This is a genomic window from Streptomyces sp. NPDC000075 (genome assembly GCF_040301925.1).
Taxonomy (GTDB): domain Bacteria; phylum Actinomycetota; class Actinomycetes; order Streptomycetales; family Streptomycetaceae; genus Streptomyces; species Streptomyces polychromogenes.
In genome coordinates, this window is sequence record NZ_JBEPFL010000009.1 from 68,904 (window position 1) to 82,674 (window position 13,771).

The 13,771-nt window shown below is 71.4% G+C and carries 12 protein-coding genes; 4 read left to right on the forward strand and 8 right to left on the reverse strand.

Annotated features, from left to right (window positions below; all coding sequences use genetic code 11):
- Positions 1 to 131: 131 nt before the first annotated feature.
- Complete coding sequence (locus tag ABT403_RS13410; RefSeq protein WP_344151643.1) at positions 132 to 1,085, reverse strand: terpene synthase family protein; 954 nt, start codon at positions 1,083 to 1,085, stop codon at positions 132 to 134.
- Positions 1,086 to 1,137: 52 nt separating this feature from the next.
- Positions 1,138 to 2,262, reverse strand: coding sequence for a polyprenyl synthetase family protein (locus ABT403_RS13415; protein ID WP_344151646.1), 1,125 nt, complete (start codon positions 2,260 to 2,262; stop codon positions 1,138 to 1,140).
- Positions 2,263 to 2,818: 556 nt separating this feature from the next.
- On the opposite strand from ABT403_RS13415, the gene ABT403_RS13420 reads away from it, so the two are divergent.
- Positions 2,819 to 4,471 carry a hydroxysqualene dehydroxylase gene (locus ABT403_RS13420; RefSeq protein WP_344152067.1) on the forward strand — a complete coding sequence of 551 codons (1,653 nt, stop codon included), beginning with the start codon at positions 2,819 to 2,821 and terminating at the stop codon, positions 4,469 to 4,471.
- A gap of 32 nt (positions 4,472 to 4,503) precedes the next feature.
- On the opposite strand, the gene ABT403_RS13425 is transcribed toward ABT403_RS13420, so the two are convergent.
- Complete coding sequence (locus ABT403_RS13425) at positions 4,504 to 5,595, reverse strand: polyprenyl synthetase family protein (RefSeq protein ID WP_344151649.1); 1,092 nt, start codon at positions 5,593 to 5,595, stop codon at positions 4,504 to 4,506.
- A 405-nt stretch (positions 5,596 to 6,000) separates the two neighbouring features.
- Here ABT403_RS13425 and ABT403_RS13430 point away from each other — a divergent pair, with 405 nt between their 5' ends.
- Complete coding sequence (locus ABT403_RS13430) at positions 6,001 to 6,792, forward strand: DUF5995 family protein (RefSeq protein WP_344151652.1); 792 nt, start codon at positions 6,001 to 6,003, stop codon at positions 6,790 to 6,792.
- 141 nt (positions 6,793 to 6,933) lie between these two features.
- Here ABT403_RS13430 and ABT403_RS13435 read toward each other — a convergent pair whose 3' ends face one another.
- From ABT403_RS13435 to ABT403_RS13455, 5 genes are all read right to left on the reverse strand, one after another.
- The gene (locus ABT403_RS13435) at positions 6,934 to 7,488 is read right to left on the reverse strand and encodes a DEAD/DEAH box helicase family protein (protein WP_344151655.1); all 555 of its coding nucleotides are present in this window, start codon (positions 7,486 to 7,488) and stop codon (positions 6,934 to 6,936) included.
- A gap of 499 nt (positions 7,489 to 7,987) precedes the next feature.
- Positions 7,988 to 8,761 carry a hypothetical protein gene (locus tag ABT403_RS13440; RefSeq protein WP_344151658.1) on the reverse strand — a complete coding sequence of 258 codons (774 nt, stop codon included), beginning with the start codon at positions 8,759 to 8,761 and terminating at the stop codon, positions 7,988 to 7,990.
- 382 nt (positions 8,762 to 9,143) lie between these two features.
- On the reverse strand, positions 9,144 to 9,392 hold the full coding sequence (locus ABT403_RS13445; protein WP_344151661.1) for a hypothetical protein: 249 nt from the start codon (positions 9,390 to 9,392) through the stop codon (positions 9,144 to 9,146).
- Between the two features lie 375 nt (positions 9,393 to 9,767).
- A complete protein-coding gene (locus tag ABT403_RS13450) occupies positions 9,768 to 10,466 on the reverse strand; it encodes a tyrosinase family protein (RefSeq protein WP_344151664.1) in 699 nt (232 codons plus the stop codon).
- A 338-nt stretch (positions 10,467 to 10,804) separates the two neighbouring features.
- Positions 10,805 to 11,458 (reverse strand): HalD/BesD family halogenase, encoded by a 654-nt coding sequence (locus tag ABT403_RS13455; protein ID WP_344151667.1) that lies wholly within the window; start codon positions 11,456 to 11,458, stop codon positions 10,805 to 10,807.
- A 292-nt stretch (positions 11,459 to 11,750) separates the two neighbouring features.
- On the opposite strand from ABT403_RS13455, the gene ABT403_RS13460 reads away from it, so the two are divergent.
- Both ABT403_RS13460 and denD read left to right on the forward strand, forming a co-directional pair.
- Positions 11,751 to 12,605, forward strand: a complete 855-nt coding sequence (locus ABT403_RS13460) for a 4-phosphopantoate--beta-alanine ligase (protein WP_344151670.1) — start codon at positions 11,751 to 11,753, stop codon at positions 12,603 to 12,605.
- 64 nt (positions 12,606 to 12,669) lie between these two features.
- A complete protein-coding gene (gene denD / locus ABT403_RS13465; RefSeq protein ID WP_344151673.1) occupies positions 12,670 to 13,719 on the forward strand; it encodes a D-erythronate dehydrogenase in 1,050 nt (349 codons plus the stop codon).
- Positions 13,720 to 13,771 lie beyond the last annotated feature (52 nt).

The window sequence follows — 13,771 nt, forward strand, 5'->3', positions numbered from 1 at the left end:
GCGAGTCGGCCGAGAGGCCGGGGGGAGCGCGGGTATGGACGGTCGGCCGGGCGGGTGGTCAGGGGACACGGGTCCTCCAGGTCAGGGCGCAGAAGGGGTCGTCGAGGAAGGCGGGGGACGGATGCGTGCCGTCAGGCGGTGCGCCAGCGGTCGCTGATCCGGCGCAGCTCCTGGGTGCCGCCGATGGCGTGGCCGAGTGCCTGGGCGTAGGCGGGGAGGGCGGGTATTGGCGAGGCGGCGAGCTCGGTGATCAGCCGGTGGACTTCGGCGGCCTGCGTATCGCACATGCGGCGGGCCTCGGCGAACGCTTCGTTCTCGGTCAGGCCGTGTTCGCGGCCCAGGATGCCGGGCAGGGTCTGCGGCTCGGAGCCGAGTGCCTGGCGCTCGGTGCGGTAGGAGTCGAGGTCGTTGGTCCAGGCCCACAGCGTGGCCAGGCCGTGCCGCAGCCGTCGCACGCGCGGGTCGGCGTGTGCGGCGGCGGGCAGCTCCAGGCCGGCGCACGGCTCGACCAGGGTGGTGGCGAAGTGCCCGAAGACGGTGTGCGGGCGCATGGCGCGGTACTCGGCGAGGGCGATGCGGCGTTGGTGGGTGGTGGTCTCCCAGAGCATCGCGAGCAACACCTCCTTGAGCCCGGCGAGCACCCGCTCGGCCTGAGCAGGGGTCATCAGATCGCGGATGCGGTCTGCCAGGTCGGCCAGGGCCCCGGCGAATACGTCCTGGGCGGGTGTGGTGCCGGTTTCCAGGACCTGGACGAAGGAGGCGATGCGCGGTGCCAGGATCTCGGCCGAGACGTCCGTCGCCTCGACGTGGGCGTCGTCGAAGGCGACGAGCCAGGCGAACACGTCCGCGGCGAGCTCGAGGAGGGGAGCGGGGGCGGCAGGGTAGAGGCGAGCGACGATGTGTCCGACCCGGGTGGCTTTCAACCGGGCGCCCGCGTCACCGGCGTCCGTGATGGCGGTCGCGGCGAGCCAGGTCCGGGTGTGCTCGTCCACGCCCCGGACATGCGGGCTGCATCCGCTGGGAAACAGGTGCGGGTAGGTCGGCGTGTGCGGGTCGGTCGGGTCGCCGACGTGCGGGGTGCTCACGGGTTCGGCCTCTCACGGGTGGGATCAGGGCGGGATGCGGGCGCCGGCGTTGTCAGTGGCGGCGGGCGGTGGCCCGGTGCGTGAGACAAGCCAGTTCCTCGGCGACGGGACCGGGCAGGGCCATCGCTTGGAGCGCGTCGAAGGCCTGGGCGCGGCGTTCGGCGATCAGGCGCTCGACCTCGGCACGGGCGCCGCTGTCGACGAGTACCCGGCGCAGCTGGCGGACGCCGTCCTCGTCGAGCGCGGGTGCGCCCAGCAGGGTCTCCAGGACGTGCGCCTGCGCGGGAGTGGCACGCTCGCGGGCGAGCGCGACGAGCACGGTGTGTTTGCCGTCCCGCAGGTCCTCCCAGGCCGACTTGCCGGTCCGGCCGGGGTCGCCGAAAGCACCGAGGAGGTCGTCGCGCAGCTGGAACGCCTCGCCGGTCGGCACCGCGTAGGCGCTGAGGCCCTCCAGCAGCTCCGCGGGCGCGCCGGCGAGCGTCGCGCCGATGTGCAGCGGGCGCTGGACGGTGTAGGTCGCGGTCTTGTACCGCGCGATGCGCAGCGCAAGCGGCACACCGCCCTCGCGGCGGCCGGCGGCGGTGACGTCCAGGTACTGGCCGTACACGGCCTCCGCGCGCATCGCGCCCACCAGCGGGAGGACATCGGCGAGGCGGTCGGGCGTCAGGGCCGTGTACAGCAGCTCGTCCGACCAGGTCAGGGCGAGATCACCGGCCAGGATCGCGGCGCTCTCCCCCAGCCGTTCGGTCCGCTCCCGGGGCAGGCCGGCGCCGAGGCTCTGGGCCAGCTGCCGGTGCACGGCCGGGCGCCGCCGGCGGGTCGCCGCACCGTCCATCAGGTCGTCGTGGATCAACGCGACCACATGGAACATCTCCAGCGCCGCCGCCACCCCCACCACAGGCCGGGGCAGGCCGACACCACCGGCGGCCCGCCAGCCGAGCACGCACAGCAGCGGACGGACCCGCTTCCCCCCTGAACCGATGAACTCACGCAGCACCGCAGCCAGCTGTTCCGGAACCGCGCCTCCGGCCGCGCCCGCACGCTCCTTGGCGTCCAGAAAGGACGCCAGAGCCACCTCGATCCGGGCCTTGACCTCGGCTCCCTCTTCCTCGCCGGGCGAGCAGTTCTGCCGTGATGAGGCGGGGGTCGAACGATGGTGCGCCAGTACGTCGGACATGTCGTCTGCCCTCCCCAGGGCGGCAGACGCCGCCAAGATCAACAGGACAGACGATCACATTCGTGGCATATACCCGTCAAGTGCTTCACGAGACACCCGTTTGAAGCTCGTCGAGGCTGCCCGGATGGAGCCGCCCCAAACGCGGCTCCGTTCGCTCCCCTGCCGCACGCGTGCCGAGGAGGCGGGCTGAGGCCGATGGGCTGCTGGAAGGCGATCCTGCCGCCGTACGTGCCTGTGCCGCAGGCGGAGATCGACGATCCCGCCCTGGGGCCGGGAGGTCGCCGCCCGCTCCCGCGGTCTTGGCCGGAGCCGGCCGCTTGCCGCCGGTGCGCGGGCACGGAACCGGCTCGGCGTGCTCGGCCCCGGCCGGGCACAGCTGCGGTTCACGACAGCCGTGTGCTGATCTTGTCCGAGCGGTTCGGGTACGCCGGGCCGGAGTTGGGTGCGCGTGGAGGGCAGAGGCGTGGGGACTGCTGGGAACGGGGCCGGGGCGAGCGTTGCCGGGTCTGGTGTGCGAAGGCACGGCCGGGGCGGGCGTGCCGGACGGCGGGTGGTGGTGATCGGGGCCGGCCCTGCAGGTCTGACCGCGGCGATGGAGCTGGCCGAGCGGGGTTTCGCGGTGACCGTGGTCGAGGCCCGGGCCCTGGGTGGCAAGGCGCGCAGCATCCCTGTCCCTGGTACGGGGACGGAGGGGCGCCGTGATCTGCCGGGTGAGCACGGGTTCCGGTTCTTCCCGGGGTTCTACCGGAACGTGACCGAGACCATGGCGCGCATTCCCTCCGGCGGCGGCTGTGTCGCCGACAGGCTGGTGGCGACCACGGAGGTGATGTACGCGCGGGACCGGCAGCGCGACGGGGTGGTCGTCGACATCTCCGGGGGACCCGCGACAAGGAGCGTCGAGGGCACGCTGCGTGCGGCGGGCCACCTGCTGGCCCGCACGCCCGGCCTGTCCGCCGAGGAGAGCGCCCACTTCGCGAACCGGCTGCTGGTCTGGGCCACGAGCGGGCCCGCTCGCCGCGACGGCGAGTTCGAGAACACCTCGTGGTGGGAATTCACTGCGGGTGCGACCGCCTCCGAGGAGTACCGACGGCTCTGCGTGATCGGTCCCACCCGCACGCTGGTCGCCGCGAAGGCCGAGGTGGCGAGCGTCGCCTCCATCGGCCGTACCCAGGTGGAATTCTGGTCCGGGCTGCTCGGCGGAGCCGGCCACGCCGAGGCCGACCGGGTCCTGGACGCGCCGACCACCGAGGCGTGGATCGGGCCGTGGGCCGCGCATCTGGTCGGGCTCGGCGTCCGGTTCCTCGTCGGTCATCGCGTGCTGCGCCTGCGGACGGCCCGTGGCGCGGTGCGGGCGGCCGTCGTGCGCACTCCGTCCGGGGCCGTGCGCGAGGTGGAGGCGGACTGGTTCGTCTGCGCGGTCCCCGCCGAGGCCGCCGTTCGCACCCTCGGGCCGGAGGTGTGCGAGCTCGACGAGACCCTGGCGGACATCGACCGCCTGGAGACGGACTGGATGACCGGCATCCAGTTCTTCCTGCGCGAGCCCACCCCACTCGTCCACGGCCACGTCATCCACGTGGACTCCCCGTGGGCACTGACGTCCATCGCCCAGGCCCAGTTCTGGCCGGGCATCGACATACCTGCCCGGTACGGCGACGGCACCGTCCACGAGGTCCTGTCGGTCGACGTGTCGGCCTGGGACGTCCCCGGACCCCTCACCGGGAAACCCGCCCGGGCCTGCACCCGGCAGGAGGTGATCCGCGAGGTCTGGCACCAACTGGCCGGCTCACTGCGCCGCGACGGCCGTGAACTGCTCTCCCCGGAACTGGTGCACTCCTGCTTCACCGATCCCGCCATCCGCTGGCCCACCGCGCCCGGCGGGCTCGCCCACAACACCGAACCGCTGCTGATCAGCACGGCAGGCTCGCGGCGGTGGCGGCCCAAGCCCGCCGGGAAGGTCCCGAACCTGTTCCAGGCCGGCGACCACGTGGACGTGGACCTCAACCTCGCCACGATGGAAGCCGCGGACCAGAGCGCCAAAGCCGCCGTGAACGCCCTCCTCCAGGCCGCCGGCTCCACCGCACCGGCATGCGTCGTGCGTGGCTGGGAGCAGCCCTCCGAACTCGCCCGTCTGCACCGCCTGGACGACGAGCTGTACGCGGCCGGCCTGCCGAACGCCTTCGACCGGCCCGCCCCCTGGGAGCAGTCGTGAAGGGAGGCACGGCTACCGGGTCCCGTCGGTGATCAGTACAGGCGGCCGGTGACGAACGCGGCCAGTGCCCTCAGGTCCTGCCCCGCCTCCTCGTCCGGCAGGCAGATCCGGGACAGGGCTTTGAGGGCCGCCCGTTCGTGGCGACGCGCGGCCGCCTCTGCCACGGAGCGGGCGCCGGTGCGGTCGAGGAGTCTGCGTGCCTCGTCGGTCTCCGCCGCCGTCCAGGACTCGGTGCGGGCGTAGAGGTGGGCCAGCCTTCGGCGGGCGTCGTCGACGGCGCTGTCCGATGCGGCCGTCGGGGCCAGGGCGACGGCGACCGGGTAGGACTTCTTGCGGGCCGTCAGGTCGGAGCCGGCGGGCTTCCCCGTCACCAGGGGGTCTCCCCATATGCCGAGTACGTCGTCGACGATCTGGAAGGCGAGGCCGAGGTGTTCCCCGAAGGCCGCCAGTCGTGCGGCCGCGGCCGGGACCGCCCCCAACTCGCAGGCGCACGAGAACAGCGAGCCCGTCTTGTCGGCGTGCACGCGCAAGGTCGCGGCGACGCCCGGGGCCGCCTCCTGCTCCAGAGCGAGGTCGAGGGCCTGGCCCTGGACCAGCCGTACGAGGGCCGCACCGAGTACGCCTGCCGCGTGTGCGGGGCCCCTCAACACCTCCGGGTCCCGGGGCGGGACCGTCGGGTCCGCGTCCGGGCCGGCTGCCTCGTCGAAGAACAGGCCGACGGCGTGCGGGGTCAAGTGGCGCACGGCGTTCTCGACGGCGTCCGGGCCGAAGACCCGCCACGCCGCCGGACGCCCCCGCCGCAGTTCGTCCCCGTCCATCACGTCGTCGTGGAGCAGGGAGAGGGTGTGCAGCATCTCGACGGCGGTGGCCGCGGCGGGCACCAGGGGGTCCGAGCAGGGGCGGCCCGTGGCCCGGGCGGCCGCGAACACCAGCGCGGCCCGCACCGCCTTGCCCCTTCCGCCTCCGCCGGCGGGCACGGGGCGGCCGACGGCGTCCCGCAGACCCCACTGGTAGGCCAGCACCTGGGCGGGACCTGCCTCCACGCGCTCCAGAAGCGCCCCGACCACCACGTCCGTACGATCACGCGCCTCGGACAGCAGACAGGCGATGGGTGGGGACGTCATGGCGGACGACATGTTCAACAGGGCTCCGGAACCGGTCGGCGGTGAGAGCGGAAGGGGGTGCGGGCAACGCCCAGGGCCGAGCCTAACCCGCCCGGGTACCGCTCGGATCCGACCGCCTGGACCGCCCGTACGCGCCCCCTCCGCCCACCCTGCGTGCCGCGGAGTCCGGCAGAAGCACAACTCTGTTCTCCCCTGCCGCGCAAGGGCCGTGCGGCAGGGGGGCAGCCGTAGCGGCTCACCTCGGCCGTGCGGCAGCAGCGAGGCTGTGCACAGCCCCGGCGGGCGCATCCGGTGCGGCCCGGCGCCCCTGCCGCGGACGGGAAGTCTCCCGGGTTCCGGTCCTTGCGGCTTCCGTACCCGCTAGCTTGTCAGCACGAAAACGATCACTGGCGACCGGAGCACAGGGTGCGGATCACGACCGAGAACATCAACTGGCGGCCCCGGACGGCACCGGAGGCCCTCGAGGCACTCGAACTGCTCACCGAGCGGCTCCGCGAGGCCGGCGACGACCGCGCCGTCTTCCTCGACGTCTACGTCGTCATCACCCGCCGGGTCGTCGAGGTCCTGCTGACCGAGGACCACGACGGCTTCCTCGAACCCGGGTGGCTCTCCGAGGTGACCGGCCTCTTCGCCGAGGAAGCCCTCATCGCCACCCGGAACTCACTGCACGGCACACCGGTGACCGCCACCTCCTGGCGGCTGGCCACCTGCTACGCCGCCCACGGACCCGCAGCGCCGTACCGCAGCGCGATCCTGGGCATCAACGCACACATCAACCACGACCTCGGACTCGTCGTCCACGCCTACCTCCAGGCGAACCGCACGCACATCGACCAACACCTCCTGCGCCGCTACCGCCACGACTACTTCCGCGTCAACCGCATCCTGGAACAGTCGGTCCTCGAGTGCACGGACATGCTGGCCGAGCGCTACCGCTGCCGCACCACCACGGTCTTACGACGCCTGCCCGCCGGCCGCCGAGCGAGCGTCCGCCTGACGATGCTCGTCCTGGTGGCATGGCGCGACCGGATCTGGCGCGACATCCTCGCCCTGTGGAACGCCCCCGACGCACCGGCCCGCACCCACATCACCCGCCGCATGGAACGGCGGGCCGGCCGCATCGCACGCCTGATCGTCACGGTTCCCTCTTCGTGGCGAGGGCACACGACTGCCCGGCCCAGACCGCGGCACCGGTGACAAGCCCGGTCGCCAGCCCTGCGTGTCAGCGGCCAGTTCACATTCCCCGCGTACGGCCAGTTGCTCCATGCACAGGCCGTCACGATGAACATCTACGGCGCCGCATAGCGAGACCAGCGCCGCGATGTTTCATGTGTCGGGTCAGGTCCAGCCGGCAGCCTTGAGAACGGCGGACGCGACGGCCGCGAGCGGTACGTGGGTCGTGTCGATGGTGAAGTCGGCGACGCCGGCCTCAACGAGGATCTGGTCGAGCCGGCCGGCGCGTTCCAGGTGCCAGGGCAGGGATTTGAGGTCGCTGTCAGCTTCATGGCGGCGCCTGAGTCGGCTGTGCACGACGGGAAGGTCTGCCGTCAGGCGACACACCGTGAGCGGCATTCCGATGGCAGCTTGGTAGTGATCGCGGTCTGCCCTGTTCTCGGCCACTCCGGCCAGGACGAGGTGCCGCACACCGGCATCGAGGTAGTTGGCGCTCAGGGCTCGCAGGTTGCGGAGCAGCAGGCCGGAGTTGAATGGGTCGTCGTGCGGGGCGGGCCACGCCTGGCACAGGCGGTCCAAGTCCATGATGGCGTGAGGCAGACCGGCGTCAGCGAGAAGATCGCCCAGCAGGTCGGCGGCCGACGTCTTGCCGACCCCGACGGTTCCGGTGATCAGCAGCGCACGCTGCTCTGCCTCGTGCGCATGGTCGTCGTGGTTCATTACTGCTCGCTCTGCTCCGGTCCCGGTTGATTTGCGCATTATGGTCGGGATCGTGGATTCGAGCACCAGGTTTTCGGCTGGAGAAGCGTTGGCATCAGAGCTCGGCGCACTGGCGTCTCGGTGACAGCAGGTAACCGTCGTCGGCCAGATATCTCCCCAGCAACTGGCCGCCCGCCTGTGGGGAATTCTCAGTGTCCGCTGTCACCTGCGACGGATTGCGGCTTCGTAGCCGAACACGATCCCGCCATCCAGGGCGCCGAGCACGACCACTGCCAGAACCTACACCGGCACTCCGCGTCCTGGCCGTGGAAGTGGAGGGCGACCTCACCACGACGAGATGCTAGCCACACTGCCGGCGGACGAAGGCCGGCCGCCGCGGGTCGTCGCGCTTGCCCTCGGCCGGCGGGAGACCGTATGCGCGGACCTTCGTAGGGAGGCCAGCGACGCTGTGCGCGAAAGCGCCCCGAGTCATCGGCGCCTGGTGGGCTTCACTGCGTGGTCAGTGGGCTGTGGCCCTGGCCTGGTACCTGTCGTGCAGTCGGTGGAGCAGCTTCCTGGTGTGCTGTGTCAGCGGGCGGTGCTGGTCCTCGTCGATGACCAGCGCCATCAGGTAGTGGTCGGGGCCGCCGCGCACGGCGTCGATGGGCATGGATGCCTGGAGGTTGGGCCAGTACCGGCCGTGGGCGAACCCTGACGCCGCGCGCCAGGCTGCGGAGACCTCTCGGGCTTTCAGGCCGGCGTCCTCGGCGGCTTCCCCGATGACCTTCCCCGCCTCCGGCTTGCCGAGGGAGGCGGTGGGAATGCCGAGGGACAGGGCGAGGTCGGCTATGTCCTGGCGGCGCTCGCGACCGGTCTTGCCACTGGGGCCCGGCTGGTGGTCGGTGTCCTCCTCGTGCTGGGCCCGGTTGCGCATGTCCTCACGCCACAGGGCCAGGGTGCGTCGGCGGCGCTCGGTGCGGTCGTTGCCGCCCAGGATCCAGACGGCCGTGGCGAAGTTCTCCAGCGCTCCCCGCATCAGGGTCCACGGGCTCTGCGGGTCTACCTCCCGGGCGTGCACGAGCCTGCGCAGCGCATCGGCGTGGGCGACCCCCGCGCTGTAGGAGTTCCGGATGAGCGTGGCCGCGGAGTACATGCCCAGCGGTGCATCGTCCGTCGCGAGGCTGCTCAACGGCTGCGGTGCCGGCAGCTGCCGGTAGGCGCCCTCTCCACGCAGTCGCTCCACGTCCGCGAACAGCGGCTGCAGGTAGGCGAACTTGAACTCAGACCGTGTCATCACGCCAGGGTAGAGACGCCCCCTGACAGAAGGCAGCACGAAGGTGGGCGTGACAGGCACCCGGCACTTCGTTGAGCGGGGAGGTCAGCGAAGTGGAGGCCCCGGGGCGTCGTGACCCCCGGGGCCTTCGTCTTGCCTTCCGGCACCGGACGGCGGTGCAACACCGAGCTGCAACGCGGGCCCCAGACCGGCCTTCGGCCGCCTTCCAGGACGCCGCCTGACGGCAAGCCCGTAAGTCCGGCGCTTCGCCTGGGACGGCGAAGTCCGCCGATCTTCTCCCACAGGGTGGCGGTGAGCTCCGGTGCGAGGCCCGCCGTGAGTAGGAAGGTCGCGTCTGCCTCTCACGCCGGCCAGAACGTGATCACCCGCGGAGTGAACTCACTCAGGGCTTTTGCCGTGCTGCTCGCCCCTCCTGAAGAGTCCGGGCCAGGTCGGGAATGGTGCCTACGACCGAGACCAGGTCTGGTCGTGAGCCGTCTCCCAAGACGCACTCGTAGCTCAGGCTGCGTTCGTCTGCGGTGTTGACCTGGGGTTCCTTGCCTGCGGTTGCCATCGACAAGGCGCGCACCGCGGCGGTGTGCGTCTCCACCCATCGCCTGCGTTCAGCCTGGCTCAGCTCGTCAAGATCCATAGGCCGAGACATCCCCAGGGAGACATCGCACAAAACGTGCACAAAGCGCCGTTCACCTCGCGACGAGGCGGCGTGGAGTCAGGGGAGGTGTGCGGCGGCGCTCTTGCCGCAGCGAGTGACTGACCCAGCGGACAAGTTGCTCTTCTGGGCCGGCCTCACGCTCGCCATGGAGGCCAGCGCCTCCCGGGCTCCCCTTGGGATTGCCCGGCGTGCGCCGCAGAGCCCGCAGTCGGGCCAGGCCGGGCTCCGGTGGTCCTCCAGGGGTGGCGGCACGGCGGCCGGGATTCGGGCCACGCCGCGCATCCGAAGGGACCGCCACCCCGGCGAATGCCCGGATTCTGGTGCCTTCCCGCTACGCGGCGTGGCCCGGTGTGGTCATAGCACCGGCTGAGCAGACCACCGGGGGTAGACGTACCCGAGGTTCTTGGTGTCGAAGGTGTCGGCGACCTTGCGTGTTCCCAGACCGGCGAGGTGTTGGTCTGCGTCCCCGGGAAAGTCGGTGGCCTGGTCGGGGTTGCGTGCCTGCCACTCGGCCCACAGCAGATCGACAAAGGCGATGTGCGACCAGAAAAGGGGATCGTTGGGCGCCTGCTTGTCGGACATGTCCCCGACCCGGCCGCCGACCCCGGCGTGCACGGAGGCTTTCGGTCCCGTCTCGATGGCCTGCCTGAAGTCGTCGTAGCTGCTGCGCTGCAGACACGTGTCCAGGTCGTCGGGGCAGGTCCAAGCAGGGATGCTGGAGCCGTTGGAGAAGTCGCGGCCGAGCTGGTGGGGAGTTGGGGTCTTCACGATCCAGTTCGCGAACGGCCCGCTGGTAACCGGACGTCCGTCGCCTCGACCGCCGTTCCCTCCGAAATAGGTGTTGCTCAGGATCGCGGAGCGCTGCGGTGCCTTGGAGTCTCGCGACCAGTCCCAGTACGGCACCGTAACGTTGGGGTCGATCGCGTGCAGCTTCTCCTGAAAGACCGCCAGGTAGGCCCGCAGCCACGGCAGCAACAGCGGCTGGCCGGCGAAGTGCTGCTCGTTGTCGAAATGGATGCGCGCCAGTTCGTCGTAGGTGCCCTCCTTGTGCATCTGCTGGACTGTACGGACATACGCCTGCCACTGGACATTGCTCAAGTTCTGCACGTCCGACCGTTGATGTAGCACCACTCGCGCGCCCTTCCCGTCAACCTTCAGATGTCAGCCCCCTCCCCACCCTCCAACGCGGCAGAAGGCATTCCTTGCAGACTCTCCGCAGTGGTCATAGACGAGCAGAATCAGTCGCCACTCGGCATCGAAGGATCACAAGCACGCACCCCCGGCCGCCCGGCAGGGGCGGCCCGGTCCGCCTCGGCCAGCCCCTTCGTCGGCGGACTCCTCACCGGCGGAATCGGCCCTCGCGGGTCACCTCACGGTGGCCATGCGTGGCGTCAGGTGTAGAGCTCGGTGGCCGAGCCGGTGGGGTGGGGCCGGGCGGTGGGGGTGGTGTAGGCGAAGTTCAGGACCGTGCGGCGCAGACCCGGCCGCATCAGGGGAGTGACGCGGTGTGCGGTCGTGTCGCTACGCAGGAGGTATGCGTCACCGGGGCGGTGGTGGACGGTGCGGGCTCCGTGGGCGGTGTCGAGGTCGCGCAGGGAACCGGCGTGGGGCAGGAAGTGGAGGAGTCCGCCGTCGGCCGGGTCGGCGGGGGCTTCGAGGAAGAGGACGAGGGCGTAGGGCTGGTCGTCGGTGTGTGCGCCGTGGGTGTCGCCGGCCTGGTGCAGGATGTTCAGGACGTGCCGCTCGACCGGATCAGTGATCCCGGTGACCGGCTCACCCGCTGCCTGGCCCAGCAGTGCGACGAGGTGGGGGTCCTGGTAGAGCGCTGGGATCGTCTGGGAGGTTTCGGCGATGATCTGGCCGCCGAGGGTCGTCATGTGGCGTGGTGAGTCGTCCATGCAGGCCATCGCGAAGTCACGGCGGCCTGCCAGGGCCTCGAGAGCGGCTGCTTCCTGGCGCAGCAGGGTCAGGCCGTCGGCGGTGAGGAGGCCGGGCAGGGGCAGGTAGCCGTCCGTAGCGAGCCGGCGTGCACTGCCGGAATCCACGGCCGCGGTATCGGTTCGCAGGAGCTGAGGCACGGGAACTCCCTGACGGTTGGGGGTCGTCTGCTCCTGGGTCCCCGACACCGGGCCCCTTCACTCCCGACGCAGGGCCGAACAGCCCATGCCAAATCGTTCCCCCAGCGCCATGAGCGGGTCTGTGAATGCTGCACGAGGGCGGAGGAGGCGGAGAGCGGCGAGGCTCGCGGGGCCGGCGGCGGCGTTTGGCCGGAGCGGGCGGGAGGGTAGGTTGCCGCCGCAGCAGGGCGCAGTACTCGCCCATGAGGAGGCCGATCGCGTGCTCGTGACAACCGACCGGGACAGCCTGTCCAAGGCCCGGGCCGGGCTGAGGGGAACGATCGGCCTGGTCATCACCATGGGCGCCCTCCACGACGGACACGCGGTGCTGATCCGTGCTGCCCGCGAGCGCGCCGACCACGTGGTGGTGACGGTGTATGTCAATCCGCTGCAATACGAGAACCCGGCCACCTATCCGAGTACGCCGGAGGCGGACTATGCGCTGTGCGCAGCGGAGGGCGCCAGCGTGGTGTACCTGCCGCAGACGGTCGAGGTGTACCGCGGGGGTGGGCCGCTGGTGCGGGTGGTGCCGGGGCCGTTGGGCGAGGGGCTGGAGGGCGAGGGCCGGCCGGGGTACTTCGAGGGTGTGCTCACCGTGATGCTGAAGATGACCAACCTCGTCCGGCCCGACTTAGTGTTCCTGGGCGAGAAGGACTTCCAGCAGCTGGCCCTGTTCCGGCGCATGGTCTTCGATCTGGACGTACCCGTCGAGGTGGTCGCCGTTCCAACCGTGCGGGAGGCGGGCGGCCTGGCGCTGTCCAGCCGCAACGCCCGTCTCTCCCCCGCCGAGCGCACCGCGGCCTTCGCGCTGCCGCGCGCCCTTGCGGCCGGGGTGGAAACCGCTACCCGCGGCGGCCGGGTGAGTGAGGTGCTGGGGGTCGCGCGCGGGCTGCTGGACGAGGCCCGGCTCGGTCAGGTTCCCGTGGAGACGCTGTACCTGGAGCTGACAGGACCCGGTCTGGAGGACGCGCCGCAGCGGGGGCCGGCGTGGCTGCTTGCCGCCGTACGGGTCGGGGACACGCGGCTGATCGACGCCATGCCGCTCGTCCTCACCGAGAACGCCGCCGGCCGGTGACGCCGCCGGCCGTGGTCGTACATGGGCGCGCCCGCGGACCGGCCGAGGGGAAGGGAGAGGGCGGGTGAGGGTGGTGATCACCGGCGCGTCCGGGTTCCTCGGACAGTGCCTGACCCGAACGCTCCTGGCCCAGCGGACTTTCGCGGGCACGCCGCTGAGCCGGCTGGTCCTCGCCGACACCCTCACCCCGCCCGACGGGGCACTGGCCGCCGATCCGCTCGTCGACGTCGTCCACGGCGATCTCAACGACCGCCTCGCAGATCTCTTTCGCCATCCGGTGGACGTGGTGTTCCATCTCGCCGCAGCGGTGTCGGCCGCCTGCGAGGCCGACTTCGACCTCGGTATGCGCACCAACATCGACACCACCCGCGCCCTGCTCGACACCGCCCGCACCCAGGTAGCCGCCGGCGGACCGCTGGTACGGCTGGTTTTCTCCAGCAGTCTCGCCGTCTACAGCACCCGCCCAGACCACCCCACCACACAGGCAGTCAGCGAGAACACCGCCCCGGTACCACACTCGAGCTACGGCATGCAAAAACTCGTCTGCGAGCACCTGATCGCCGACTACACCCGCCGCGGCTACCTCGACGGACGCACCGCCCGGCTGATGACCGTCGCCGTCCGCCCCGGCACCCCCAACGCGGCCGCCTCCGGGTTCCTGTCCTCCCTCATCCGCGAACCCCTCGCCGGCCGGCTGGCCACCTGCCCCGTCCCACCCGAGCTTCCCGTGGCCCTCGCCTCCCCCCGCACCACCATCCAGGGACTCCTGCGCCTGGCGGAAGCAGAACGCGGCCACGGCCCCGGCCGCCTCGACGGACCAGAGCCGGTCAACCTGCCCGCCCTCACCGTCACCGTGACCGACATCATCACCGCCCTGCAACACCTCGCGGGTGACACCACCACCGACCTGATCACCCACCGACCCGACCCCACCGTCCAAGCCATCGTCACCTCATGGCCCGCCGTCTTCGACAACCAACGCGCCACCGCCCTCGGCCTCACACCCGACCCGGACATCCACTCCCTCCTCAGCCAGTACCTCACCGACCACCCCCACGCCGTCCGGGCCCCGACAGCTAGGAGACCACCCCGCCGTCAGACGCCACCCCACTGAACACCGCGACCAGACGGCCCAGCCCGCCCTGCCGCCGACGGGGCGCAGTCCA

Excerpts from the sequence above, each read along its gene's own strand:
- ABT403_RS13450 (WP_344151664.1), bottom strand. The coding sequence starts at position 10,466 with ATGCACAAGGAGGGCACCTACGACGAACTGGCGCGCATCCATTTCGAC.
- ABT403_RS13425 (WP_344151649.1), bottom strand. The coding sequence starts at position 5,595 with ATGACGTCCCCACCCATCGCCTGTCTGCTGTCCGAGGCGCGTGATCGT.
- ABT403_RS13445 (WP_344151661.1), bottom strand. The coding sequence starts at position 9,392 with ATGGATCTTGACGAGCTGAGCCAGGCTGAACGCAGGCGATGGGTGGAG.
- ABT403_RS13415 (WP_344151646.1), bottom strand. The coding sequence starts at position 2,262 with ATGTCCGACGTACTGGCGCACCATCGTTCGACCCCCGCCTCATCACGG.
- ABT403_RS13440 (WP_344151658.1), bottom strand. The coding sequence starts at position 8,761 with ATGACACGGTCTGAGTTCAAGTTCGCCTACCTGCAGCCGCTGTTCGCG.
- ABT403_RS13435 (WP_344151655.1), bottom strand. The coding sequence starts at position 7,488 with ATGAACCACGACGACCATGCGCACGAGGCAGAGCAGCGTGCGCTGCTG.